The organism is Staphylococcus sp. HMSC068G11, from assembly GCF_001815825.1.
Lineage (GTDB): Bacteria > Bacillota > Bacilli > Staphylococcales > Staphylococcaceae > Staphylococcus > Staphylococcus epidermidis.
Genome location: NZ_KV822098.1, coordinates 45,463 through 71,578, shown reverse-complemented (window position 1 = coordinate 71,578; position 26,116 = coordinate 45,463). Strand labels below are relative to the sequence as shown.

22 protein-coding genes are annotated in these 26,116 nt (G+C 31.3%); 18 read left to right on the top strand and 4 right to left on the bottom strand.

What is annotated here, in order from left to right; all coding sequences use genetic code 11:
- The first annotated feature begins 106 nt into the window (after positions 1-106).
- From HMPREF3058_RS08555 to HMPREF3058_RS08540, 4 genes are all read left to right on the top strand, one after another.
- Positions 107-1,387, top strand: coding sequence for a homoserine dehydrogenase (locus HMPREF3058_RS08555; RefSeq protein ID WP_002491329.1), 1,281 nt, complete (start codon positions 107-109; stop codon positions 1,385-1,387).
- Between the two features lie 5 nt (positions 1,388-1,392).
- Complete coding sequence (thrC, locus tag HMPREF3058_RS08550; RefSeq protein ID WP_002491321.1) at positions 1,393-2,457, top strand: threonine synthase; 1,065 nt, start codon at positions 1,393-1,395, stop codon at positions 2,455-2,457.
- Between the two features lies 1 nt (position 2,458).
- Positions 2,459-3,379: a homoserine kinase gene (gene thrB / locus HMPREF3058_RS08545; RefSeq protein ID WP_002475747.1), complete on the top strand. Its 921-nt coding sequence runs from the start codon at positions 2,459-2,461 to the stop codon at positions 3,377-3,379.
- 62 nt (positions 3,380-3,441) lie between these two features.
- Complete coding sequence (locus HMPREF3058_RS08540; protein WP_002475749.1) at positions 3,442-4,248, top strand: Cof-type HAD-IIB family hydrolase; 807 nt, start codon at positions 3,442-3,444, stop codon at positions 4,246-4,248.
- A gap of 330 nt (positions 4,249-4,578) precedes the next feature.
- Here the strand turns inward: HMPREF3058_RS08540 and HMPREF3058_RS08535 are convergent, their stop codons facing one another.
- Both HMPREF3058_RS08535 and HMPREF3058_RS08530 read right to left on the bottom strand, forming a co-directional pair.
- A complete protein-coding gene (locus HMPREF3058_RS08535; RefSeq protein WP_002446352.1) occupies positions 4,579-4,893 on the bottom strand; it encodes a hypothetical protein in 315 nt (104 codons plus the stop codon).
- Positions 4,894-5,198: 305 nt separating this feature from the next.
- The gene (locus HMPREF3058_RS08530; RefSeq protein WP_002491323.1) at positions 5,199-6,647 is read right to left on the bottom strand and encodes an amino acid permease; all 1,449 of its coding nucleotides are present in this window, start codon (positions 6,645-6,647) and stop codon (positions 5,199-5,201) included.
- 230 nt (positions 6,648-6,877) lie between these two features.
- Between HMPREF3058_RS08530 and HMPREF3058_RS08525 the strand changes: the two genes are divergently transcribed.
- The 5 genes from HMPREF3058_RS08525 (at position 6,878) to HMPREF3058_RS08505 (ending at position 11,238) form a co-directional block, all read left to right on the top strand.
- Positions 6,878-8,392: a catalase gene (locus HMPREF3058_RS08525; protein ID WP_002457507.1), complete on the top strand. Its 1,515-nt coding sequence runs from the start codon at positions 6,878-6,880 to the stop codon at positions 8,390-8,392.
- A gap of 89 nt (positions 8,393-8,481) precedes the next feature.
- Positions 8,482-8,631 (top strand): 50S ribosomal protein L33, encoded by a 150-nt coding sequence (gene rpmG, locus HMPREF3058_RS08520; RefSeq protein WP_001831295.1) that lies wholly within the window; start codon positions 8,482-8,484, stop codon positions 8,629-8,631.
- A gap of 167 nt (positions 8,632-8,798) precedes the next feature.
- Positions 8,799-9,068, top strand: coding sequence for a 30S ribosomal protein S14 (rpsN, locus tag HMPREF3058_RS08515; protein ID WP_001831302.1), 270 nt, complete (start codon positions 8,799-8,801; stop codon positions 9,066-9,068).
- A gap of 153 nt (positions 9,069-9,221) precedes the next feature.
- Positions 9,222-10,199: a GMP reductase gene (gene guaC / locus HMPREF3058_RS08510; RefSeq protein WP_002446355.1), complete on the top strand. Its 978-nt coding sequence runs from the start codon at positions 9,222-9,224 to the stop codon at positions 10,197-10,199.
- A gap of 13 nt (positions 10,200-10,212) precedes the next feature.
- The gene (locus HMPREF3058_RS08505) at positions 10,213-11,238 is read left to right on the top strand and encodes a CAP domain-containing protein (RefSeq protein WP_080390754.1); all 1,026 of its coding nucleotides are present in this window, start codon (positions 10,213-10,215) and stop codon (positions 11,236-11,238) included.
- A gap of 350 nt (positions 11,239-11,588) precedes the next feature.
- Here the strand turns inward: HMPREF3058_RS08505 and lexA are convergent, their stop codons facing one another.
- Positions 11,589-12,209 (bottom strand): transcriptional repressor LexA, encoded by a 621-nt coding sequence (gene lexA, locus HMPREF3058_RS08500; protein WP_002446357.1) that lies wholly within the window; start codon positions 12,207-12,209, stop codon positions 11,589-11,591.
- Between the two features lie 143 nt (positions 12,210-12,352).
- On the opposite strand from lexA, the gene sosA reads away from it, so the two are divergent.
- The 7 genes from sosA to sbcC all read left to right on the top strand — a co-directional run bounded on the left by sosA (position 12,353) and on the right by sbcC (position 20,600).
- Positions 12,353-12,586, top strand: a complete 234-nt coding sequence (sosA, locus tag HMPREF3058_RS08495) for a DNA damage-induced cell division inhibitor SosA (RefSeq protein ID WP_070731365.1) — start codon at positions 12,353-12,355, stop codon at positions 12,584-12,586.
- Positions 12,587-12,743: 157 nt separating this feature from the next.
- Entirely contained in the window at positions 12,744-12,980 is a 237-nt protein-coding gene (locus HMPREF3058_RS08490; protein ID WP_002446359.1) for a DUF896 domain-containing protein, read from the top strand.
- Positions 12,981-13,211: 231 nt separating this feature from the next.
- On the top strand, positions 13,212-15,200 hold the full coding sequence (gene tkt / locus HMPREF3058_RS08485; protein ID WP_002490242.1) for a transketolase: 1,989 nt from the start codon (positions 13,212-13,214) through the stop codon (positions 15,198-15,200).
- Between the two features lie 206 nt (positions 15,201-15,406).
- The gene (locus tag HMPREF3058_RS08480) at positions 15,407-15,634 is read left to right on the top strand and encodes a YneF family protein (protein WP_001831215.1); all 228 of its coding nucleotides are present in this window, start codon (positions 15,407-15,409) and stop codon (positions 15,632-15,634) included.
- A 233-nt stretch (positions 15,635-15,867) separates the two neighbouring features.
- Positions 15,868-16,335 (top strand): CcdC family protein, encoded by a 468-nt coding sequence (locus HMPREF3058_RS08475; RefSeq protein ID WP_002457502.1) that lies wholly within the window; start codon positions 15,868-15,870, stop codon positions 16,333-16,335.
- Positions 16,336-16,442: 107 nt separating this feature from the next.
- Complete coding sequence (gene sbcD, locus HMPREF3058_RS08470) at positions 16,443-17,567, top strand: exonuclease subunit SbcD (RefSeq protein WP_002491336.1); 1,125 nt, start codon at positions 16,443-16,445, stop codon at positions 17,565-17,567.
- A 3-nt stretch (positions 17,568-17,570) separates the two neighbouring features.
- Positions 17,571-20,600 carry an exonuclease subunit SbcC gene (sbcC, locus tag HMPREF3058_RS08465; protein ID WP_002491349.1) on the top strand — a complete coding sequence of 1,010 codons (3,030 nt, stop codon included), beginning with the start codon at positions 17,571-17,573 and terminating at the stop codon, positions 20,598-20,600.
- Positions 20,601-20,718: 118 nt separating this feature from the next.
- Here the strand turns inward: sbcC and mscL are convergent, their stop codons facing one another.
- Positions 20,719-21,069, bottom strand: coding sequence for a large conductance mechanosensitive channel protein MscL (mscL, locus tag HMPREF3058_RS08460; RefSeq protein WP_002446365.1), 351 nt, complete (start codon positions 21,067-21,069; stop codon positions 20,719-20,721).
- 211 nt (positions 21,070-21,280) lie between these two features.
- On the opposite strand from mscL, the gene HMPREF3058_RS08455 reads away from it, so the two are divergent.
- Entirely contained in the window at positions 21,281-22,921 is a 1,641-nt protein-coding gene (locus tag HMPREF3058_RS08455; protein WP_002491333.1) for a BCCT family transporter, read from the top strand.
- 421 nt (positions 22,922-23,342) lie between these two features.
- Positions 23,343-26,048: an aconitate hydratase AcnA gene (gene acnA, locus HMPREF3058_RS08450; protein WP_070731362.1), complete on the top strand. Its 2,706-nt coding sequence runs from the start codon at positions 23,343-23,345 to the stop codon at positions 26,046-26,048.
- The last annotated feature ends 68 nt before the right edge of the window (positions 26,049-26,116 follow it).

Here is a 26,116-nt window from a genome sequence, read left to right as displayed (position 1 = left end):
ATTAAGAACTTTACAAAAATTTAGAATGATTTTATACTAAACCATTATCTAGTATTTTTCAACAGTACAATTGTATTTCTCAAAAGCACAAACGGAGGTAATTTACATGAAAGAGTTAAATATCGCATTACTTGGTTTGGGAACAGTCGGATCAGGTGTTGTAAAGATTATTGAAGAGAATAGACAACAGATTAAAGACACCATCAATAAGGATATTGTCATTAAACATATTCTAGTCCGAGATAAATCTAAGAAACGTCCGTTAAATATTAGTCAATATCATCTTACAGAAGATATTAATGACATCTTAAATGACAATTCTATTGATATAGTTGTTGAAGTTATGGGTGGTATTGAACCTACTGTTGATTGGTTAAGAACAGCCCTTAAAAATAAAAAACATGTGATTACTGCAAATAAGGATTTACTAGCTATCCATTTAAAATTGTTAGAAGACTTAGCTGAAGAAAATGGCGTCGCTCTTAAATTTGAAGCAAGTGTGGCAGGTGGTATCCCTATTGTCAATGCTATTAATAATGGACTGAATGCAAATAATATTTCTAAATTTATGGGAATATTTAATGGAACTTCTAACTTTATTCTCTCAAAAATGACTCATGAACAAACAACTTTTAAAGATGCGTTAGAAGAAGCACAAAGATTAGGATTTGCTGAAGCTGATCCAACAGATGATGTAGAAGGTTTAGATGCTGCAAGAAAGGTAGTTATTACATCTTATTTATCTTTTAACCAAGTCATTAAACTTAATGATGTTAAATTGGTAGGAATTAGTGACATAACATTAGCAGATATCAATGCAGCAAGCGCATTAAATTATAAAATTAAATTAATAGGTAAAGGTACATATGAAAATGGATATGTGAATGCTTCAGTGGAACCGACACTGATACATAAGAATCACCAACTTGCAGCTGTAGAGAACGAATACAATGCAATATATGTTATAGGTGATGCTGTTGGCGATACAATGTTTTATGGTAAAGGTGCAGGTAGTTTAGCAACAGGAAGTGCAGTTGTAAGTGACTTATTAAATGTGGCACTTTTCTTTGAATCAAACTTACACACTTTACCACCTCATTTTGAATTAAAGACAGAGGAAACGAAAGAAATGATGGATGGTGCAGAACCAGTAGTTATTCAAGAGAAATCTAATTACTATATAGTAATTAGTCACAGTCATAAATCTTTGGAGAAAGTTGAATATGACATAAAAAAGAAATTACCATTTCATAAATCGTTGCAACTCGTTGAGAGGGATCAAGATACCTATGCAATTATTGTTACTGGAATAGAAACATCTCCAGAAAAAGTTTTAAATCAATCAGGATTTAATGTCAAGAAAGTTTATCCTGTAGAGGGAGTTTAATAATTATGAAAAGATGGCAAGGATTAGTTAAAGAATTTAAAGAATATTTACCAGTCAATCAATCTACACCGGCACTAACACTAAATGAAGGACATACACCACTTATTTATTGTGAAAATCTTTCTCAAAAATTAGATATTCAATTATATGTTAAATATGAAGGAGCAAACCCGACTGGCTCATTTAAAGATCGTGGTATGGTTATGGCTGTAACAAAGGCAAAAGAACAAGGGAAAAAAGTTGTTATTTGTGCTTCTACTGGTAATACTTCAGCATCAGCAGCTGCTTATGCTGCAAGAGCTGGTTTAAAAGCAATTGTTGTAATTCCTGAAGGTAAAATAGCATTAGGTAAATTATCACAAGCAGTTATGTATGGTGCAGAAATTGTGTCTATAGAAGGAAACTTCGATGAAGCACTTGAAATCGTAAAAGAGATTGCTGAAGAAAATGATGAAATTGAATTAGTTAATTCTGTTAATCCATTTAGAATTGAAGGACAAAAGACAGGTGCCTTTGAAATTGTTGAACAGTTAGATGGTCAAGCCCCTGACATTTTAGCAATACCAGTGGGAAATGCAGGTAATATAACTGCTTATTGGCAAGGATTTGTTGAGTATCATAATAAAAAGAATACTCAATTACCACAAATGTTTGGCTTCCAAGCAGAAGGAGCATCTCCAATTGTTAAAAATAAAATAATCAAAAATCCAGAAACAATAGCTACAGCTATTCGAATAGGGAATCCTGCTAGTTGGCAAAAAGCTGTTAATGCACTCGATGAATCAAACGGTTTAATTGATAGTGTGACAGATGAAGAAATTTTAGAAGCTTATCAATTAATGACAACAAAGGAAGGTGTTTTTAGTGAACCAGCGAGTAATGCTTCAATTGCAGGTCTAATCAAACTTCATCGCTCTGGTAAGTTACCTAAAGGTAAAAAGATAGTAGCAATATTAACTGGGAATGGACTTAAAGATCCTGACACAGCTATTTCTCTTTTAGATAATCCTATCCAACCTTTACCCAATAATAAAGAAAGTATAATCAGATATATCAAAGGGGCAATCTAGTATGGAGGAAGTTTTAAAACTCAAAATCCCTGCATCAACCGCGAATCTAGGCGTAGGATTTGACTCAATTGGTATGGCATTGGATAAATATTTGCATATGTCTATACGTAAGATTGAAAAATCTAATTGGGATTTTCAATATTATAGTTCAGAACTAGAAGGTTTACCTAAAGATGACAATAATTATATTTATCAAACTGCTGTAAATGTTGCGCGTAAATACAATGTTACACTCCCAAGCTTGCAAATCGAAATGAGAAGTGATATTCCATTAGCTAGAGGATTAGGTTCATCTGCCTCTGCATTAGTTGGGGCTCTTTTCATTGCTAATTACTTTGGTAATATTCAATTATCTAAATACGAATTGTTACAGCTAGCGACTGAAATTGAGGGACACCCTGATAATGTAGCACCTACAATATATGGAGGTTTGATTGCAGGTTTTTATAATCCAATAACTAAAATAACAGATGTTGCTAGAATAGAAATTCCGCACGTAGATATAATTTTAACTATACCTCCATATGAGCTTCGCACTGAAGACTCTAGAAGGGTATTACCCGATACATTTTCACATAAAGGTGCTGTGCAAAATAGTGCCATTAGTAACACTATGATTTGTGCTCTCATTCAGCACAAATATAAGCTTGCTGGAAAGATGATGGAACAAGATGGTTTTCATGAACCATATAGACAACATCTTATTCCAGAATTCAATCAAGTACGTCAACTATCACGTCAACATGATGCATATGCAACCGTTATAAGTGGAGCTGGACCTACGATACTCACTCTTTGTCCAAAAGAAAAAAGTGGTAAATTAGTTAGAACACTACGTGAGAAAATTAATAATTGTGCTTCAGAACTAGTAACAATTAATGAAATGGGTGTTAAAGAGGAAGTAGTGTACCTAAAGTCCTAAATTATTGTAAAATATAGTTAAGAATAAACTTTTAATAACTCTTGAAAGGAGTTCTATACTATATGACTCAGTATAAAATGGTAGTTTTAGATATGGATGATACTTTAATGAACAGTGATAATAAATTGTCCATTGAGACAAAATCTTACTTATTAGATATTCAAAAGCGTGGTTATTATGTGGTATTGGCCTCTGGTCGTCCAACAGAAGGTATGTTACCTACTGCGAGAGATTTAGAGTTAAATAAATACAATAGCTTCATTATTAGTTATAATGGAGGTAAAACTATAAATATGGCTAATGAGAATGTAGAGGTCGATCAGCCTGTTTCAAAAGAAAATTTCGATAATATTGTAGATTATTGTAGAGATAAGAACTTTTTAGTACTTACTTATGATAATGGATATATCATTCACGATAGTAGTCATGAATACATGAACATAGAATCACAACTTACCGGATTACCTATGAATCGTGTTGCTGATTTGAAGGAATATATTAATCATAGTGTGCCTAAAGTTATGGGTGTGGATTATGTAAGTCATATTACTGAGGCACGTATTGAATTGGATGGTAACTTCAATAAAGACATTGATGTGACAACGAGTAAGCCTTTTTTCCTAGAGTTTATGGCAAAGAATGTTTCGAAGGGAAACGCAATAAAAGCACTTTGTAAAAGATTACAAATTCCTCTAGAAGAAGTCATAGTATTCGGGGATAGTTTGAATGATAAGTCAATGTTTGAAGTTGCTGGATATTCTGTAGCAATGGGAAATGCTAGCGATGAACTCAAGAAAATTGCTGACGAAGTAACTTTAGATAATAATTCTAATGGTATTCCTTATGCATTAAAAGAAATTTTGGTTTAAAGCATGATTTCAATGAATTAGTGTGAAAATTAATAATTTTAAGGTTAATTGAAACTGACTTCTCTGCCTATGAGTGGTAAGTCATAAAAAAACGTCGATATAAATATAAGTAAGAACTTATCATGTTAATATATTATATGAGTCTGTGACATAATTCCTAGAAAAATAGCCCGTAAATGAATTTTCAAAATTCATTTACGGGCTTCTTTATTCATAATATAGGTTACATAATTAATCTTCATCCATGCCAACAATTTCTTCATTGAATATATTTGAATTTTTGTTTACTTTTTTCAAATCAATTAAAAATCTACATTTTTAATTGATTTGCTATTTCGCAGTATGTGTCCAGTCATGTTTCCCTTTAAAACGTTTAACATGTGCATAGACTTGATCTGCAGCATAATCTAGATTTGTATAAACTGTAATACTATATGCTGATTGATTGACCCCAAAAGGTTCTTCAAGAAATACTTCTTTAAGATGTGAGAAAAGGTCATTCATTTGCGTGTGCTCTAAGCTTGGATATTCTCTCAAAGTTCGTTTTAAGAGCTTACCATTTTTTTCTTCAAGTGCTTGAACAACTATAACAAAGCGTTCCTCTTTCTTTATAACATCATCGAATAAATTTGTTTGTCCAACCATGTTATCCACCTCTATACCATTTTATTATCTTTATTATACATTATAAGTTTTAATCATAAAATAACGAAAATTTATGTACGGTGTTAAATCATAAATAAGAAGGTGAACAAAATTCCTATCGAATTCGAAGCTCCAACACAGTCTATAGTCACGATGTATATTGTCAGTAAAAATTAAGTATGAAGTACTCTTTAGCATCGAGGATATTGATATTGAAAGTGATGTAAGCATTTTGGGGTCAACTATCAATTACTAATATTAAGAAGGCCTGTGACAAATATACACGTCACAGGCTCATTTAATAACTAATTCTTGTAATTATGCGGAGTTAAATCTATTTCTTCCAGTTTGACAAAATGTGTCCGTTTGATTAATTTATGAGTAATATAGATGATTGCTAGAATAAATAATGGTGTAAAGTTTCGAATGACACCTAAAATATCACCAGATGCGATACTACCAAAGGAACTACCTATTAATAAGAATAATAATGTGAAAAGGACAATAATAGGTCCTACTGGGTAAAAAGGTGCTTTATATGGCAACAGTTTATCTGGGTTTTTACCCTGTTTTTTAATTGCTTGTCTTAATCTAATTTGTGACCAAATACTAGATCCCCAAACGACAATAACCATAGATCCTATGATATTTAATAAGTTAAATACAGCATTAGCATTAAAATTAGCATAAATTATGACTAATACAATAATAATATATGTTGTAATTAATGCACGCATAGGTAATTTAGTCTTATCATTGAGTTTTCCAAAGAATTTAGGTGCTTGTTTATCAGCACTTAAAGAAAATAGCATTCTACTTGTTGTATAAATACCAGAGTTAGCTGCTGATAATAATGATGTTAAGATAACAGCGTTGATGACTGATGCAGCAAAAGCGATTCCTATTCTATCGAAAACAATTGTAAACGGACTTTGTGATACAGACTCATTTTCATTAAGTAAAAGTGGGTCCGTATATGGAATGATGGCAGCTATCACAGCTATAGACAATACGTAAAAGAGTAATATTCTCCAAAATACCTGTTTTATAGCTTTAGGCATTGATTTTTCAGGATTATTTGATTCACCAGCTGTTACTGCGACTACTTCAGTACCACCAACTGAAAATCCAGCAACTAAAAGAACGCTTAATATGCCTGATATTCCACCGACAAAAGGTGCTTGACCTTTTGTATAATTCTCAAAGCCATATGTATGACCACCAAGAATACCGAAAATCATCATAATTCCAAAAATAATAAATACTATTATAGTAATGACTTTAATAAGTGATAACCAAAACTCAGTTTCTCCAAAAGCTTTAACAGAAAAAATATTAATTAAAAACAACAGAGTTAAAAAAATTAAGCTCCATGTAAGTGGATTTAAAACTTTAAATACATCCCAATATTGTAATACATTGGAAGCAACAATGATATCTACACTTGTTACAAGTGACCACATACCCCAATACAACCAACCCATGGTAAAACCAAGTGACGAATCAACAAATCTGGTAGAGTATGAACTAAAAGAACCAGAAACCGGATAGAAAGTTGCTAATTCTCCTATTGATGACATTAAAAAATAAAGCATGATACCAATTAGTATATAAGCTAATATAGCTCCTCCCGGACCAGCTTGAGAAATGACACTTCCAGTTGCCACAAAAAGTCCAGTACCTATAGCGCCACCTATAGCTATCATGGATATATGTCTCGAATTGAGACCACGTTTCATATTATTATCTTCCATATGCCGTCTCCCATCTATCTTAAAATATATCCTTCATTTTAATCTTTTTAAAGATACTATTCAATAACTTTTTAGTACTTTAAAGCGTAATTGTTAAATTTTTCTGATATTTCTTATATTTTTCTAACAATAACTTTAAAATAAGTTTATTTGCTATCGGAAAGGGGTTTAATTAAAATGGATACTACATAGTAATCAATATTAAATATAAAGGTGAGGGGGAGCTTGCTATGTCAAAACAGGATGGAAAATTAACTGGACTTTTTGGTGCTCCAGTTTCGGATAGAGAAAATAGTATGACAGCAGGACAACGTGGACCATTATTAATGCAGGACGTTTATTATTTAGAACAAATTTCTCACTTCGATAGAGAAGTGATTCCTGAACGTCGTATGCATGCGAAAGGTTCAGGTGCATTTGGAACGTTCACAGTTACAAATGACATCACACAATATACAAATGCGAAAATATTCTCAGAAGTCGGAAAACAAACAGAGATGTTTGCACGTTTTTCTACCGTATCAGGAGAACGTGGAGCAGCAGATTTAGAACGTGATATACGTGGGTTTGCTTTGAAATTCTACACTGAAGATGGAAACTGGGATTTAGTAGGTAACAATACGCCAGTTTTCTTCTTTAGAGATCCTAAACTATTTATTAGTTTGAATCGTGCTGTAAAACGAGATCCACGTACAAATATGAGAAGTGCACAAAATAACTGGGACTTTTGGACAGGTCTCCCTGAAGCATTGCATCAAGTGACAATATTAATGTCAGACAGAGGTATGCCAAAAGGATTCCGAAATATGCATGGATTCGGATCTCATACGTATTCTATGTATAATGATAAAGGTGAACGTGTATGGGTTAAATATCATTTCCGTACACAACAAGGAATTGAAAACTATACTGACGAGGAAGCAGCTAAAATTGTAGGTATGGATAGAGATTCTTCACAGAGGGATTTATATAATGCTATCGAAAATGGAGATTATCCAAAATGGAAAATGTACATTCAAGTTATGACAGAGGAACAAGCTAAAAATCATCCAGACAATCCTTTTGATTTAACAAAGGTATGGTATAAAAAAGACTATCCACTGATTGAAGTGGGAGAATTTGAGTTGAATCGTAATCCTGAGAATTATTTTCTTGATGTAGAGCAGGCAGCGTTTGCGCCTACAAATATTGTTCCTGGGTTAGATTATTCACCAGATAAAATGCTACAAGGACGTTTATTCTCATATGGAGATGCCCAACGTTATCGTTTAGGAGTTAATCATTGGCAGATTCCTGTCAATCAACCTAAGGGAGTTGGAGTTGAGAACTTGTGTCCATTTAGTCGTGATGGACAAATGCGTTTCTTAGATAATAACCAAGGTGGAGGCCCACATTATTATCCTAATAATCAAGGTATATATGAGTCACAGCCTGAACACAAGAAGCCACCATTCCCGACAGATGGTGATGGTTATGAATATAATTATCGCCAGGATGATGACAATTACTTTGAACAGCCAGGTAAATTATTCAGATTACAGTCCGAAGATGCAAAAGAGCGTATCTTCACAAATACAGCTAATGCAATGGATGGGGTCTCTAAAGATGTCAAAGTTCGCCACATTCGCCACTGCTATAAAGCTGATCCAGAATATGGGAAAGGTGTAGCAAAAGCTTTAGATATTGATATCAATCAAATTGATTTAGAGACAAACCAAGACGAAACATATGAAAACTTTAAATAATCTAAAATTCATAGATTGCTTACCACTGAATTTTATGATACAATCTTAAATCGTAAGAATTCCTAACAACATTAGAAAGGGTGTTTAACGTGCGCGTAAATATTACATTAGCCTGCACAGAGTGTGGCGATCGTAACTATATTACTACTAAAAATAAACGTAATAATCCTGAACGCATTGAAATGAAAAAATATTGCCCAAGATTAAATAAATATACGTTACATCGTGAAACAAAATAATTACTTATCTTTCAAATACGACAATTTGAAACGAAAACTCTCCTTAACTCATAGGGGAGTTTTTTTTAGTTTATACATAGATAGAAGGATTTTCACTTGTATATTTTGAAATATATGTTATTCTATAAAACGTAATAATTACGATTTGTAGAAAGAGGTTATAATATATGGCGAAAAAATCTAAAATAGCAAAAGAGCAAAAAAGACAAGAATTAGTAAATAAATACTACGAGTTACGTAAAGAGTTAAAAGCAAAAGGAGACTACGAAGCATTAAGAAAGTTACCAAGAGATTCATCTCCAACTAGACTAACTAGAAGATGTAAAGTAACTGGTAGACCTAGAGGTGTGTTACGTAAGTTTGAAATGTCTAGAATTGCATTTAGAGAACATGCGCATAAAGGTCAAATTCCAGGTGTAAAAAAATCTAGTTGGTAAAAATTTACTACTTAGGTCCATTTACAATAGAAGAAAAACAATGTACATTTAAAAAGGATGAATAATATGAATGATTTTTACAAAATTAAAGGTATTATTCGTATTTTGAATAAATATTTTGAAGATTAATTCTATTGTAAGGGGTTAAAAAAGATGAAAATTTTTGATTATGAAGATATACAATTAATTCCCAATAAATGTATTGTTGAAAGCAGATCTGAGTGTAATACTTCGGTTAAATTTGGGCCTCGTACTTTTAAATTGCCAGTTGTTCCAGCAAACATGCAAACAGTCATGAATGAAGAACTTGCGCAATGGTTTGCAGAAAACGATTATTTTTATATCATGCATAGATTTAATGAAGAAAATAGAATTCCATTTATAAAAAAAATGCATCATGAAGGGTTATTTGCTTCTATTTCTGTTGGTGTTAAAGAAAACGAATTTAATTTTATTGAAAAATTAGCTTCTTCATCGCTCATACCAGAATATATAACAATTGATATTGCTCATGGTCACTCAAATTCAGTTATAAATATGATTAAGCATATAAAAAAACATTTACCAAATAGTTTTGTGATAGCTGGAAATGTTGGGACTCCTGAAGGAGTAAGAGAACTTGAGAATGCTGGTGCAGATGCTACAAAAGTAGGTATTGGTCCAGGAAGAGTATGTATTACTAAAATTAAAACTGGATTTGGTACAGGAGGTTGGCAACTTTCTGCGTTAAACCTTTGTAATAAGGCAGCTAGAAAACCTATTATTGCTGATGGAGGGTTAAGAACCCACGGTGATATAGCCAAATCAATTCGTTTTGGTGCCTCTATGGTGATGATTGGGTCTTTGTTTGCTGCCCACGAGGAATCACCGGGTGAAACCGTCGAGCTAGATGGCAAAAAATATAAAGAATATTTTGGTAGTGCCTCAGAATATCAAAAAGGTGAACATAAGAACGTTGAAGGTAAAAAAATGTTTGTAGAACACAAAGGATCTCTTAAAGATACGCTTACTGAAATGGAACAAGATTTACAGAGTTCAATTTCATATGCAGGAGGAAAGGACTTGAAGTCATTAAGAACAGTTGATTACGTCATAGTTAGAAATTCAATTTTTAATGGTGATAGAGATTAGTAAAAAGTAGTAGGTGAATACAATTAAAAGATTTCTTTTATTGATTACATTTTTACTTTGCATCGTTATTTTTACGCCAGTCAAAGAAACTACTTTTATGATAAAAGCTCAAAATGATATACGTCATCAAATTAATCGATGGATTGATTCTGATTCAAATGACGATAATACTCAATTAGCGATTCCTAAAAAACAAGAATTTGCAATCAACAATATACAGATGAATATGACTAGAAAAGATGTTGAAGCACAGTTGGGACGACATAAGCGTATGACTTCGAGTGTGTATGGCACAAATTGGTACACATATTATTCAAATGATTATAATCAATTTTTGATGGTGAGTTATATTAACAATCATGTTAATGCATTGTATACAAATCAAAATCTTATTTCATCTAAATCTCAAATTAAGTATGATACTCCTAAAGATGTTGTTAGGGAAAGATATGGGTCCCCGATTCAAGTTATAAAAAAAGGAAAAGTTGGTTTTGATGTAAAAAGTAATGAGTATGATGTTTTCCATAAAGACCATATTTATACCACAGTATTTTATGATAAACACAGAGATAATGGTGTGAAGTCATTATTACAAGTGAGTGAGAAAATGGAAAATCGTTTAAGATATCAATATGGTAGACCATCTAAATTACTTGCAAAGAGTTTTGAGTTGCAAAATTTTGACATTGTTAATGCTGAAAGAAAACAGCATGGCTTAAAAACATTAGATTATTCCAAGGATGTTTCTCATACTGCGCGTAAGCATAGTATTGACATGGTTAAGCATAATTACTTTGACCATGTAAATGAAAAGAAACTTTCTCCTTTTGATAGATTAAAAAAAGATGGAATCGAATTTAAAGCTGCTGGAGAAAATTTAGCATATGGACAATTGAATAGTATCTATGCACATGAAGGTTTGATGAATTCATTGGGGCATAGAAAGAATATTTTAAACACTCATTTTGATTACTTGGGCGTAGGTGTATATTTCAATGATCGAAGACAACCCTTTTGGACTGAAAATTATACAAGTTAAATGTTTATATATATGACTTATGGGTATAAGTAGTCCGTAAGGATGTAGATAAATATGAAGCAAAAAAGTAAAAAGCAAACTGATATACTTGAAAAAGTGAAAGAAATATTAGATAAGAACAAAAAAACAAAATCGGTTGGTCAGAAGTTGTATTGAATTTTTCTCTCACAACAGGTGTAGTTCAGAGTAAAAAATTTGATAAAAGCGTTATCTTAACACTAACACTGGCATCGAGATTAATATATTAAATACCCTAGGACATTAGTTGCTGTCCTAGGGTATTGTTTTTAAACCATATAAAAAATATAAGGAGGCCTACACTTAAAAATAAGAAATTGATTATAAATTTATTACATTTCTCTATATAATCCTATTACTTTACCTATTACAATGACATTATCTAAGTAAATAGGCTCCATAGTACTATTTTCAGGTTGTAGTCTATAACGATTTTTTTCTTTATAGAAGCGTTTAACAGTAGCTTCTTCATCTTCAGTCATAGCTACTATAATATCACCATTTTCAGCAATAGTTTGACTTCGTACAATTACTTTGTCGCCATCTAATATTCCAGCTTCAATCATACTTTCCCCAACTACATTTAAAATAAATATATCGCTGTTATGTGTTGAAGTTAAGTGCTCTGGTAGTGGAAAATATTCTTCTATATTTTCTACAGCGGTAATTGGAACGCCGGCCGTAACTTTACCGATAACCGGAACATGAATTGTTTCCTCTACATTTACCTCATCTAATTGTTCGCTAACTATCTCGATAGCTCTAGGTTTAGTAGGATCTCTTCTTATATATCCTTTTTCTTCTAATCTAGATAAATGTCCATGTACTGTAGAACTTGAAGCTAAACCGACAGCTTCGCCAATTTCTCGAACACTTGGTGGATAACCTTTTGTTTGAACAATTTTCTTAATATAATCATATATTTCACTTTGTCGCTTAGTGAGTTCTCTCATAAATAGGCACTCCTTATTATTGTTTGAGATAATTATATCATTAATTACCTTTTCTAACAAACATTTGTTCGCAATGTTGTTGACACAGAACTTATGTTCTGATAAATTACTTATACAAACAAATGTTCTAGGAGTGAGATTGGATGATTTTAAAATACAAATATAAATTTTTAACATCTATGGCAATAGTAATAGTGTCTTGTATTGTTTTTTTAACTTTCTTTTTAAGCGTTAACCAAGGTGCTCAATCAGAACAAACGTACGAAATGACTGACCACAAGATTCATCAACATAATCAAAAAGGAACTACTCAAAACTATAAAGACAAACAAAATAGCGAACAGAATGATCAGTCTGTGTTCGCATTAGTCAATTAATTTTCATATTATCTACTGTAAAATGAGCGTAACAATTTGGTTATGCTTATTTTTTTGATATATTCTACTCAAGTAATAAGTATCATTAAAACTAACAGAATATTTGTTAATTATTATCATAACAATAAAATTTTATGCATTAAGAAAGAGGTTTCAAATGAGTAAAGAAAATTTAAATATTGATAGAATAAATGAATTAGCCAGAAAAAAGAAAGAACAGGGCTTAACCAATGAAGAGGCTAAAGAACAGACTAAATTAAGAAAACAGTATTTAGAAGAATTTAGAAAAGGTTTTAAACAACAGATAGAAAATACTAAGGTCATTGATCCTGAAGGAAATGATGTGACACCTGAAAAGTTAAAAAAGATACAAGAAGAGAATCACAATAAATAAAACAATAGAGTTCGACTCATCATTGATATATAAGTTGAAAATTTTCGTAGTCATTGATGATTTACTTAGAAATAATTTATTTTTAATTAACTTTTATGGAGTTAAACTAGGTATATAGTTTGAATCCAGTTATATCCTTAGATCTAATTTATCTGATTTTTCTTTATCATTTTAAAATAAAATAAGTTATAATTAAAAATAGATATTAATTGTAGAAGGGAAGACACAACGATGTTTAATGAAAAAGATCAATTAGCTATAGATACGATACGTGCTTTAAGCATTGATGCAATCGAAAAAGCAAATTCAGGACACCCTGGATTACCTATGGGAGCGGCACCTATGGCGTATACTTTATGGACGCGCCACCTTAATTTTAACCCTCAATCTAAAGATTTTTTTAATAGAGATAGATTTATTCTATCAGCAGGTCATGGTTCGGCTTTATTGTATAGCTTATTACATGTCTCTGGTAGTTTAGAACTTGAAGAACTTAAACAATTTAGACAATGGGGTTCGAAGACGCCTGGACATCCAGAATATAGACATACTGATGGCGTAGAAGTTACTACTGGTCCATTAGGTCAAGGTTTTGCCATGTCTGTAGGGATGGCGTTAGCAGAAAGTCATTTAGCAGGTAAATTTAATAGGGACCAATTTAATATAGTTGATCATTACACTTATGTACTAGCGTCAGATGGTGACTTAATGGAAGGTATCTCACATGAAGCTGCATCTTTTGCAGGTCATAATCAGTTAGATAAATTAATTGTCCTTTATGATTCAAATGATATATCTTTAGATGGAGATTTAGATAAATCATTTTCTGAAGACACAAAACAGCGTTTTGAAGCCTATGGTTGGAACTATATTCTAGTTGAAAATGGTAACGATTTAGATGAGATTGATAATGCAATCACTCAAGCTAAATCACAACAAGGACCTACTATTATCGAAGTTAAAACTATTATTGGTTTTGGTTCTCCTAATAAAGCTGGTTCAAATGGAGTTCATGGTGCCCCACTTGGTGAAGAAGAACGTGCACTTACATTTAAAGAATATGGATTAGATCCTGAAAAACGTTTTAATGTTCCTGAAGATGTATACGAAATATTTAAATCAACAATGTTAAAACGTGCAAATGAAAATGAAGAGGCTTGGAATAATATGCTTAAAAATTATAGTGAAGCCTATCCAGAATTAGCTGAGGAATTTAAATTAGCAATGAGTGGTAAATTACCAAATCATTACGTTAATGCCTTACCAGAATATGATTTAAATCACAGTGGTGCTTCTAGAGCTGATTCAGGAGAAATAATTCAAAAATTAAGTGAATTTGTTCCTTCATTCTTTGGTGGATCAGCAGACTTAGCAGGTTCAAATAAATCTAACGTTAAAGAAGCTAAAGATTATAATAAAGATACTCCAGAAGGTAAAAACGTATGGTTTGGTGTACGTGAATTTGCAATGGGAGCAGCAGTAAACGGTATGGCAGCACATGGTGGACTTCATCCGTATGCAGCAACATTCTTTGTATTCAGTGATTATCTAAAACCAGCTTTACGATTATCATCAATCATGGGGCTCAATTCAACATTCATCTTTACTCATGATTCAATTGCTGTAGGTGAAGATGGACCCACACACGAACCTATAGAACAATTAGCAGGTCTTCGTGCCATTCCTAATATGAATGTTATTCGTCCAGCTGATGGCAATGAAACACGTGTAGCTTGGGAAGTTGCACTTGAATCAGAACAAACGCCAACATCATTAGTGTTAACTCGTCAAAATTTACCAACTTTGGATGTTGATAAACAAACAGTTGAAAATGGTGTGAGAAAAGGTGCGTATATTGTTTTTGAAACAGAACAACAACTTGAATATTTATTATTGGCATCAGGATCAGAAGTTAATTTAGCTGTAGAAGCCGCAAAAGAATTAGAGCAACAAGGAAAAGGTGTGCGAGTTATTTCTATGCCAAACTGGTACGCATTTGAACAACAATCTTCTGAATATAAAGAATCAATTTTACCTTCTGATGTTACTAAACGTATAGCTATCGAAATGGCATCACCTCTCGGTTGGCATAAATATGTTGGTATTGAAGGTAAAGTCATTGGTATAGATAGTTTTGGTGCTAGTGCTCCTGGAGATTTAGTAGTTGAAAAGTATGGATTCACTAAAGAAAATATTTTAAAACAAGTTCGTTCATTATAAATTTAGACAATGATTTAGTTGAACTTTTTAGGTTACTAACCATCAAAATTGGTTAGTAACCTTTTAGATATTAAAATAGAATTTAATAATATCTTTGGCTTTGTTATGATAATAAATGGAGTACTAATCGTTATTATTCAAGAATGTCTTGAAATAACAGAACGAATTTAGTAAAATTCATAAGGATACAGAAAGCGGGTGAAATAATGGCAATTTGGGTAGCAATTATTCTGATCGTTATAGCACTTATTGCAGGTTTAATTGGTGGTTTCTTATTAGCTAGAAAATATATGAAAGATTACTTAAAGAAAAATCCACCTATCAATGAGGAAATGCTACGTATGATGATGATGCAAATGGGACAAAAACCATCTCAAAAGAAAATCAATCAAATGATGACAATGATGAATAAAAATATGAATCAAAAAATGTAAGGTTCATAGACATTATATTAATGAGTGTTACAGAAACTTATCAAAATAACTGTAGCGCTCTTTTTTTACTTATTATTAATATATTAATTTTATGTTCTAGTAATGAATTAAATACTATATATGTATTAAAATGTTAAAACTTGAACATTTAAAGTGTCAATTTTATAGTGATAGTGATATACTATCAAATGATTATTTAAGCGAATAAGTTTATGTCAAAAGAGGGTGTCAATTTGGCTTATTTAGTCTTTTCCATTGTGTTTGCATTTCTAATGGGTGCTGTCGTTATAGTGATAAGAATGAAAGCACAACAGTTTCCAGTCAATGAAAAGAAAATTATCTTACCACCATTTTTCATGGCTACCGGTGCATTGATGTATGTGGTACCATATTTTAGATTAACTGGTATGGAAATGTTAGAATCTTTGATATTAGGTGTTTTGTTTTCTACTGTTTTAATCTGGACTTCTAGATTTGAAGTTAAAGATGATAATATTTATATGAAACGGTCTAAAGCATTTCCAATTATTTTAATATCATTATTAATAATAAGAACAGTTATTAAAATATTTATAAGTAGCGAAATTGATCCAGGTGAAATTGCTGGTATGTTTTTTTTACTTGCATTTTGTATGATAGTACCTTGGAGATGTGCAATGCTTTATAAATATAAAAAATTGCAAAAGAATCTTATTAAGTAATATGTTTAACCACTTATCATTATTTTGATAGGTGGTTTTTTACTTGAAAAAGGTAAAAAAAGCATATAGAATTGAAACGAACAAACGTTCTTATCAGGAGGGTAATTATGAAAATTGTACATACCGCTGATTGGCATCTGGGTAAAATTTTAAATGGAAAGCAATTGCTTGAAGACCAAAAATATATTTTAACTCAATTTAAACAACATATGGAGAAGGAACAACCAGATTTAATAGTCATTGCAGGTGATTTGTATGACACCTCATATCCAAGTAAAGAAGCGATAGGTTTACTAGAAGAGACTATTGAATACTTAAATATAGAACTTGAAATTCCAATAATCATGATAAGCGGTAACCATGATGGTAGGGAAAGATTGAATTATGGCGCTAAGTGGTTTGAGAATAATCAACTTTACATAAGAACTCAACTAGAAAATATTGATGATCCAATAGAATTGAGTGGTGTTCAATTTTTCACTTTACCTTTCGCAACTGTGAGTGAAGTGCAAAATTATTTTAAGGATAAGCAAATAGAAACATATCAACAAGCATTAAACGAATGCTTAGAGCAAATGTCTAGTTCCATAGATAATAATAAGGTAAATATACTAATTGGTCATTTAACTATAGAGGGCGGTAAAACTTCAGATTCGGAAAGACCATTAACTATTGGAACAGTAGAATCAGTTGATATGCATTCTTTTCGGTTGTTTGATTATGTAATGCTTGGGCACCTACATCATCCATTTAGTATAAATAACTCTTTTATCAAATATAGCGGTTCGATATTGCAATACTCTTTCTCTGAAGTAACTCAATCTAAAGGATATAGAGTTCTTGATATTGAAAATAATCAAATATTAAATGAAACTTTTGTTCCTTTAAAACCTCTAAGAGAATTAGAAGTTATTGAAGGTGATTATGAAGATATTATTCAAGAAAGAATAAAAGTAAAAAATAAAAATAATTATTTTCATTTTAAGTTAACGAATGTTTCTCATGTTACTGATCCAATGATGAAACTGAAACAGATTTATCCCAATATATTAGCGCTATCGAATGTAGCATTTGAGCATAGTGAGAATTTTAGCCATGCCGAAATCAAAAAGCAAGATGATCAGACAATTATAGAAAATTTTTATGAAAATATGACGGATCAACATCTGAGTCAAGTTCAATCAGACAAAATAAAGCACTTGTTAAGTTTTATATTGGATAGGGAGGGATAAGATTTGAAGCCTTTACATATAGTTATGGAGAACTTTGGCCCTTTTATTAAAGAAACTATTGATTTTGAGCAAGTTGAAACTGATCAACTCTTTCTAATTAGTGGTAAAACTGGATCTGGTAAAACAATGATATTTGATGCTATAGTATACGCATTATACGGCATGGCTTCGACCAAAACTAGAAAAGAAGGAGATTTAAGAAGTCATTTTGCAGACGGTAAATCGCCAATGTCAGTAATTTATCAATTTAAAGTTAATAATCAAACCTTTAAAATTCATAGAGAAGCACCTTTTATTAAAGAGGGGAATATAACTAAAACACAAGCCAAGTTAAATATATATGAATTAGTTGATAATCAATTTGAATTAAGAGAAAGTAAAGTGAATCAAGGTAATCAATTTATTGTACAATTATTAGGCGTTAATGCTGAACAATTTCGTCAATTATTTATTTTGCCTCAAGGAGAATTTAAAAAGTTTCTTCAGTCAAATAGTAAAGATAAACAATCGATTCTTAGAACACTTTTTAATAGTGAGCGATTTGATGAGATTAGACATCTACTTGTAGAAAATGTAAAGCAAGAAAAAGTACAAATTGAAAATAGATACACTCAAATTGAAAATTTATGGAATGATATAGATACATTTAATAATGATGAATTGGCCTTATATAAAGAATTAGAGAGTTCTCAGACAGATAAAATGATTGAAAAATTCCCACAATTTAATGATTATGGGTACAAAATTCTCAAGTCATTTGAAGATGCTAAGATTAAAATAACTAAAGAATTAGATGATTTAAATCATAAATATAAAGTGAATGTTGAATTAAGTGAGAATACTAAAAAATTAAAAGCGGAAACAATCAAATTTGACGAATTAAAAAAAGAACAAAACTATATTGATAAATTGAATCAAGAATTAAAAATGATTCAGGAATCTAAAGTATTAATCACTTATTTTACTAGGCTGCAAAGTTTAAAAAAAGGTAAAGATGAATTAGAGTCACTTCATGAGCAATCAAAATTAAATGAAACAAACTATTGCAATGAAATTAAAGATTTTCAAAAACAACTCGAACATTTATCAACACGAGAAAATGAAATAACTCAATTTAATCAGTATCTAGAAAAAAACCAAGTTTTCTTTAATCAATTAGATATGATTATTAGTAGTTATCAACAAAAACCGGTAATTGAAGAAGAAATAAAAAGATTATACAGTGAATATAATGATTTAATAACCAAAAAAGAAAAATTGACGAAAGAATTGAACGATAAGAACAAAGATTTTGCAATTATTGAACATTACACTGAAGAGATTTATAACCTGAAAAAGATTATAGATGAATATGAAAGACAAAAAAAGGATGAGAAATTATTTGATAAATTACAACAAGATAAATCATCTTATCTTAGTAAATTAAATGAGAAGAAAGAACAGTTAAATGAAATTGAATCATCAATAATTAATATAGATGCGACTTTAATTGATTTGAATGACAAAAAGGATTTTGTAAATGAAATAAAGTCCGCTTTGTCAGTAGGGGATACTTGTCCAATTTGTGGTAATGAAATACATTCATTGGGAGAACATATCGATTTTGAATTAATTGCTCAAAAAAATAATAAAATAAAACAGTTTGAAAGTAAGAAGGTAAAAATTCGTGATGAAATAATCAAAATAGAAACTCGAATTGAGGAATTAAATCATAGAGAAAAAGAATTAAATTTTGAGAAACAAGAACAGAAAGATATCAGTGAGCTTCAAAAACAACTTAATCATTTGAAACAACTAAAAGACGAACAACAAAGCATAAATAAGTTAGTAGAAAATTTTGAGAAACAAGAAAAAGAAATAGTTAATAAAATACATCAGTTTGATTTAGATTTGAGTAGAAAGAACACGCAAAAAGAAAAACTGGAAATTCAAATTAATGATTTTGAACGACATTCACAATTTTCATCAGTAAAGGATTTTGAAGCTTATTATTCTCATGCTAAAAAACAAGTTGAGAACTATGAGTATGATAAAGAAAAAACTAAAAATAAATTGAACGAGTTAAATAATAAGTTAAAGATAGAAATGAATGATCAAAAACATTTAACTGAGAATTTAACTCAAACAAGTAAAGAAATAAATAATTTAGAATTAAAAATGGAAAAAGAAATGCAACAACTTGGTTTTGAGTCTTATGATCAAGTCAAAAGCGCTGCAGATTTAAGTGCCCAAAAAGATGAAATAGAAAGAGAAATTAGTATTTATAATAAGAACTATCAAAGTTTTGAAATAGAGATTAACAGACTCAATGAATTAGTTAAAGGAAAAAAATTATTAAATTTAGAAGATTTACGACAATCTATAGAAAAAACAAACTTGAAACTAGATGAAACGAATTCACAGATAGCTACGATTAGCTATAAAATAGATAATAACTCTAACAAATTTAATAACATAAAAAATATAATTCAGATCCTCGATGATGAATTGAAAGTGCAAAAAGAAATTTTCTTGCTATCAGAAATATTAGCAGGTAAAAATGATTATAAATTAACACTAGAAAATTATGTTTTAATTTATTACTTGGAAAAAATAATTTTTCAAGCGAATCAACGACTTTCATTTATGAGTGGTAATAGATATCAACTGATTAGAAGAGAGGCCATTTCCTTAGGATTAAGTGGATTGGAAATTGACGTGTTTGATTTTCATTCAAATAAATCGAGACACATAAGTTCACTTTCAGGAGGAGAAACATTTCAAGCATCACTGGCTTTAGCTTTAGGATTAAGTGAAGTCGTACAGCAAGAATCAGGTGGAATCACTTTAGATTCTATGTTTATAGATGAAGGATTTGGCACTTTAGATCAAGAAACACTTGAAACTGCGATAGATACATTAATTAATTTAAAATCATCTGGGCGCATGGTTGGTATAATCTCACATGTAAGCGAGCTTAAGCAACGCATTCCTTTGATTTTAGAAGTGACAAGCAATCAATACGAAAGTCATACACAATTTAGAAAAAATTAAAAAAATAGAGACTTAAGATTTTGTGACATGCTCTAATTTAAAGCTATTGATTTTTCAATACTTTAATAAAAACATGCATAATTTCTTTAAGTCTCTATAATTGAATATAGTGATTTGATTATTTTTTAAGCAAGTCTCTAATTTCTGTTAATAAAACAGTATTTTCTTCTACTTCTTCTTCTTTCTCTTCTTTTTTCATAACTGTATTAGCTATCTTAACAAAGATAAATAAAGCAAAAGCAATTATAATGAAGTCAATTATTGATTGTATGAAAAGTCCATACTTGATACCCCAAAAAGACCAATCTTCAGCAAAATCAACTGAACCAAATAATTTACCAATTAATGGCATGATAATGTATTGGACTAGAGATGTAACTATTTTATTAAACGCTGCCCCCATAACTACAGCAATAGCTAAGTCTAAAACATTGCCTTTGAGTGCAAACTCTTTAAATTCTTTTAACATAAAGCATATCCCTTCTTTTAAAATATATTTCTGATTATACAATATATAAATATTATAGCAAATACTATAATTATGTAAATTTGATAATGTTGAAGACCTTTGTTAATCTATTAAAGTGTATTGGTAAAGTTAAAAATTTTAAAATAAAATTTAATTTTTTGATTTTACTGCCTTGAAAAATTAAATATTCGAATGAAGGGAGTAATTAATTATGAATTCTTCTTCACAAGAGAAGAAAAATAAAAAGTTTTCTTCGGTTTTCATCTATAGTTCAATTATTGCAGCTATAGTAGTGATCATCGGTGCTGTTTGGCCTGAGAAATTCGATAGCGTTACTAATACAGCTAAGATGTGGATTACTAATAATTTGGGTTGGTATTACCTTATTTTAACAACAGTAATTGTATTCTTCTGTGTTTTCTTGATTTTCAGTCCAATTGGGAAACTTAAATTAGGGAAACCTAATGACAAACCAGAATTTAATACAATTTCTTGGTTCGCAATGCTATTCAGTGCTGGTATGGGGATTGGTTTAGTATTCTATGGTGCAGCTGAACCTATGGCACATTTTGCAGCTCCACCAACAGCTGATCCTGAAACGACAAAAGCATACACTGAGTCTTTAAGATCTACATTTTTCCATTGGGGATTCCACGCATGGGCAATTTATGGTGTGGTAGCATTAGCCTTAGCTTATTCTCAATTCCGTAAAGGAGAACCTGGATTAATTTCTAGAACTTTACGTCCACTATTGGGAGATAAAGTTGAAGGACCAATAGGTACTTTTATTGATGTATTATCTGTTTTTGCTACATTAGTTGGTGTAGCTGTATCTCTAGGTATGGGCGCGCTTCAAATTAATGGTGGCTTACATTATTTATTTGACGTGCCGAACAACACTTTTGTTCAAGGTATTATTATAGTTGTCGTAACAATTCTATTTATTGCTAGTGCTTGGTCAGGTTTAAGCAAGGGAATTCAATATTTAAGTAACTTAAATATAGGTCTTGGTACGGTATTAATGATTGCTACATTAATTGTTGGACCAACTGTTTTAATCTTAAATATGATGACAAGTTCTACAGGTAGTTTATTAAATTCATTCTTGTTTAACAGTTTTGATACCGCTGCGTTAAACGGTCAAAAGCGTGAATGGATGTCAACTTGGACATTATACTATTGGGGTTGGTGGCTAAGTTGGAGTCCATTCGTTGGTGTATTCATCGCACGTGTATCTAAAGGTCGTTCTATAAGAGAATTTATTTCAGGTGTTTTATTAGTACCGGCACTTGTTAGTTTTATATGGTTCAGTGTTTTCGGTGTATTAGGAATTGAAACTGGTAAAAAAGATTCAAGTCTCTTTAAAATGTCACCTGAAACGCAGTTGTTTGGTGTATTCAACCATATTCCGTTAGGTATTGTTTTATCTATCATTGCATTATTGCTTATTGCTTCTTTCTTTGTTACTTCAGCTGACTCAGCAACATTCGTATTAGGTATGCAAACTACATTCGGATCATTGAATCCAAGTAGACTAGTTAAAGTAACTTGGGGAGTTGCGCAAGCACTTATTGCCTTTGTACTATTATTAGCTGGTGGAGGAGATGGCTCTAAAGCCTTGAATGCTATTCAAAGTGCTGCCATTATAAGTGCTTTCCCATTCTCATTCGTCGTCATAATGATGATGATAAGTTTCTACAAAGATGCAAATAAGGAACGTAAATTCCTTGGATTAACACTTACGCCAAATAAACATCGTTTACAAGAATATGTTAAATATCAACAAGAAGATTATGAAACAGATATTCTAGAAAAAAGAGAAGTTAGAAGAAATAAAGAAAAAGAAGAATAAAGTGTAATTGCTTTATAAACCTGAGACAAACAAAATTGTCTCAGGTTTTTTTATAAAAATCACTAATATCTCACTACTAAAATTTTATTATTATATCTGATAATAGATACAGTATCAAATTGATATCATTTCATTTTTGAGCGCATACGCTTATAAGTTTGTGGTCATTCAATTAGTTATGAAGAAACCGAATAGTAGTTTGAGATTTAAAATGATGTTCATTATTGATAACCATTCTCAATTAATAACATTTTCTTATTGCACCAATATCTTATGATAAGTTTTTCTTATATAAACTGATTACAAAAGCGAAATGAAAATAAAGCGTTTTCTAAAGGTACATAGTTGTTTTGATAAACATATAATAATACAATTTAATTAACGGCATATAAATATATATAAATATCAAGGGGGATATAAAATGGCTTCTAATATTAAAGAACAAGCAAAGAAACAATTCGAATTAAATGGTCAATCATATACTTACTATGACTTACAAACATTAGAAGAAAAAGGGCTAACTAAAATTTCTAAATTACCATACTCAATTCGCGTATTGTTAGAATCTGTGTTACGACAAGAGGATGATTTTGTTATAACAGATGATCATATCAAAGCATTAAGTGAATTCGGTAATGAAGGTAACGAAGGTGAAGTTCCATTCAAACCTTCTCGTGTTATTTTACAAGACTTTACAGGTGTGCCAGCAGTAGTAGATTTGGCTTCATTACGTAAAGCTATGAATGATGTTGGTGGGGATATTAATAAAATCAACCCAGAAGTACCTGTAGATTTAGTTATCGACCATTCTGTTCAAGTAGATAGTTACGCTAATCCAGAAGCATTAGAACGTAATATGAAATTAGAATTTGAACGTAACTATGAACGTTATCAATTCTTAAACTGGGCAACAAAAGCTTTTGATAACTATAATGCAGTACCTCCTGCTACAGGTATTGTTCATCAAGTAAACTTAGAGTATTTAGCAAATGTTGTACATGTAAGAGATGTTGATGGTGAAAAAACAGCATTTCCTGACACTTTAGTTGGTACAGATTCACATACTACAATGATAAATGGTATTGGTGTTCTAGGTTGGGGCGTTGGTGGTATCGAAGCCGAAGCAGGTATGTTAGGGCAACCGTCATATTTCCCAATTCCTGAAGTTATCGGGGTGCGTTTAACTCATTCTTTACCACAAGGTTCAACAGCTACCGATTTGGCTTTACGTGTGACTGAAGAATTACGTAAAAAAGGTGTGGTTGGAAAATTTGTTGAATTCTTTGGTCCAGGTGTTCAACATTTACCATTAGCAGACAGAGCTACAATTGCTAACATGGCCCCAGAATATGGTGCAACGTGTGGTTTCTTCCCAGTAGATGAAGAATCATTGAAATACATGAAACTTACTGGCCGTGACGAAGAACATATTGAATTGGTTAAAGAATATTTACAACAAAACCATATGTTCTTTGATGTTGAAAAAGAGGACCCTGAATATACAGATGTTATTGATTTAGACTTATCTACAGTAGAGGCATCACTTTCTGGTCCAAAGCGTCCACAAGATTTAATTTTCTTAAGTAATATGAAAAAAGAATTTGAAAAATCAGTAACAGCTCCTGCTGGTAATCAAGGTCATGGACTTGATCAAAGTGAATTTGATAAAAAAGCAGAAATTAATTTTAATGATGGATCTAAAGCTACAATGAAAACAGGAGATATCGCAATTGCTGCTATTACCTCATGTACTAACACTTCTAACCCATATGTTATGTTAGGTGCTGGTTTAGTTGCTAAAAAAGCTGTAGAAAAAGGATTGAAAGTACCAGAGTTCGTTAAGACGTCACTTGCTCCAGGTTCAAAAGTTGTTACAGGGTATTTAAGAGATTCTGGATTACAACAATATTTAGATGATTTAGGTTTCAACCTTGTTGGTTATGGTTGTACTACATGTATTGGTAACTCAGGGCCACTATTGCCTGAAATTGAAAAGGCAGTTGCAGATGAAGATTTATTAGTAACTTCAGTCTTATCAGGTAATCGTAATTTTGAAGGTCGAATCCACCCATTAGTGAAAGCAAACTATTTAGCATCACCACAACTTGTTGTAGCTTATGCGCTTGCTGGTACAGTAGATATTGATTTACAAAATGAACCAATTGGTAAAGGCAAAGATGGTAAAGATGTATACTTACAAGACATTTGGCCTTCAATACAAGAAGTTTCTGATACTGTAGATAAAGTTGTTACACCTGAACTATTCTTAGAAGAATATAAAAATGTATATCATAACAATGAAATGTGGAATGAAATAGATGTAACCGATGAACCATTATATGATTTTGATCCTAATTCAACATATATTCAAAATCCAACATTTTTCCAAGGATTATCTAAAGAGCCGGGTAAAATTGAACCGCTTAAAAGTTTGAGAGTTATGGGTAAATTTGGTGATTCTGTTACAACAGACCATATTTCTCCAGCAGGTGCTATCGGCAAAGATACACCAGCAGGTAAATATTTATTAGATCATGATGTTGCAATTCGCAACTTTAACTCTTATGGTTCCCGTCGTGGTAACCACGAAGTAATGGTACGTGGTACATTTGCTAATATTCGTATCAAAAACCAACTTGCTCCAGGTACTGAAGGTGGATTTACAACATATTGGCCTACCGGAGAAATAATGCCTATATATGATGCAGCAATGAAATATAAAGAAGATGGAACTGGCTTAGTTGTCTTAGCTGGTAATGACTATGGAATGGGATCTTCTCGTGACTGGGCTGCAAAAGGTACGAATTTATTAGGAGTTAAAACTGTCATAGCACAAAGTTATGAACGTATTCATCGCTCTAACTTAGTTATGATGGGGGTATTACCGCTTCAATTCCAACAAGGAGAATCTGCAGAAACACTAGGTCTTGATGGTAAAGAAGAAATATCTGTAGACATTAATGAAGATGTACAACCACATGATCTTGTAAATGTGACTGCTAAAAAAGAAAATGGTGAAATCATTAATTTCAAAGCTATTGTACGTTTTGATTCACTAGTAGAATTAGACTATTATCGTCATGGTGGTATTTTACAAATGGTATTAAGAAATAAACTCGCGCAGTAATTTAATATAATTTTGACTCATTATTAATTCAAAGCAGTCATGCTAACTATTGTGTTGGTATGACTGCT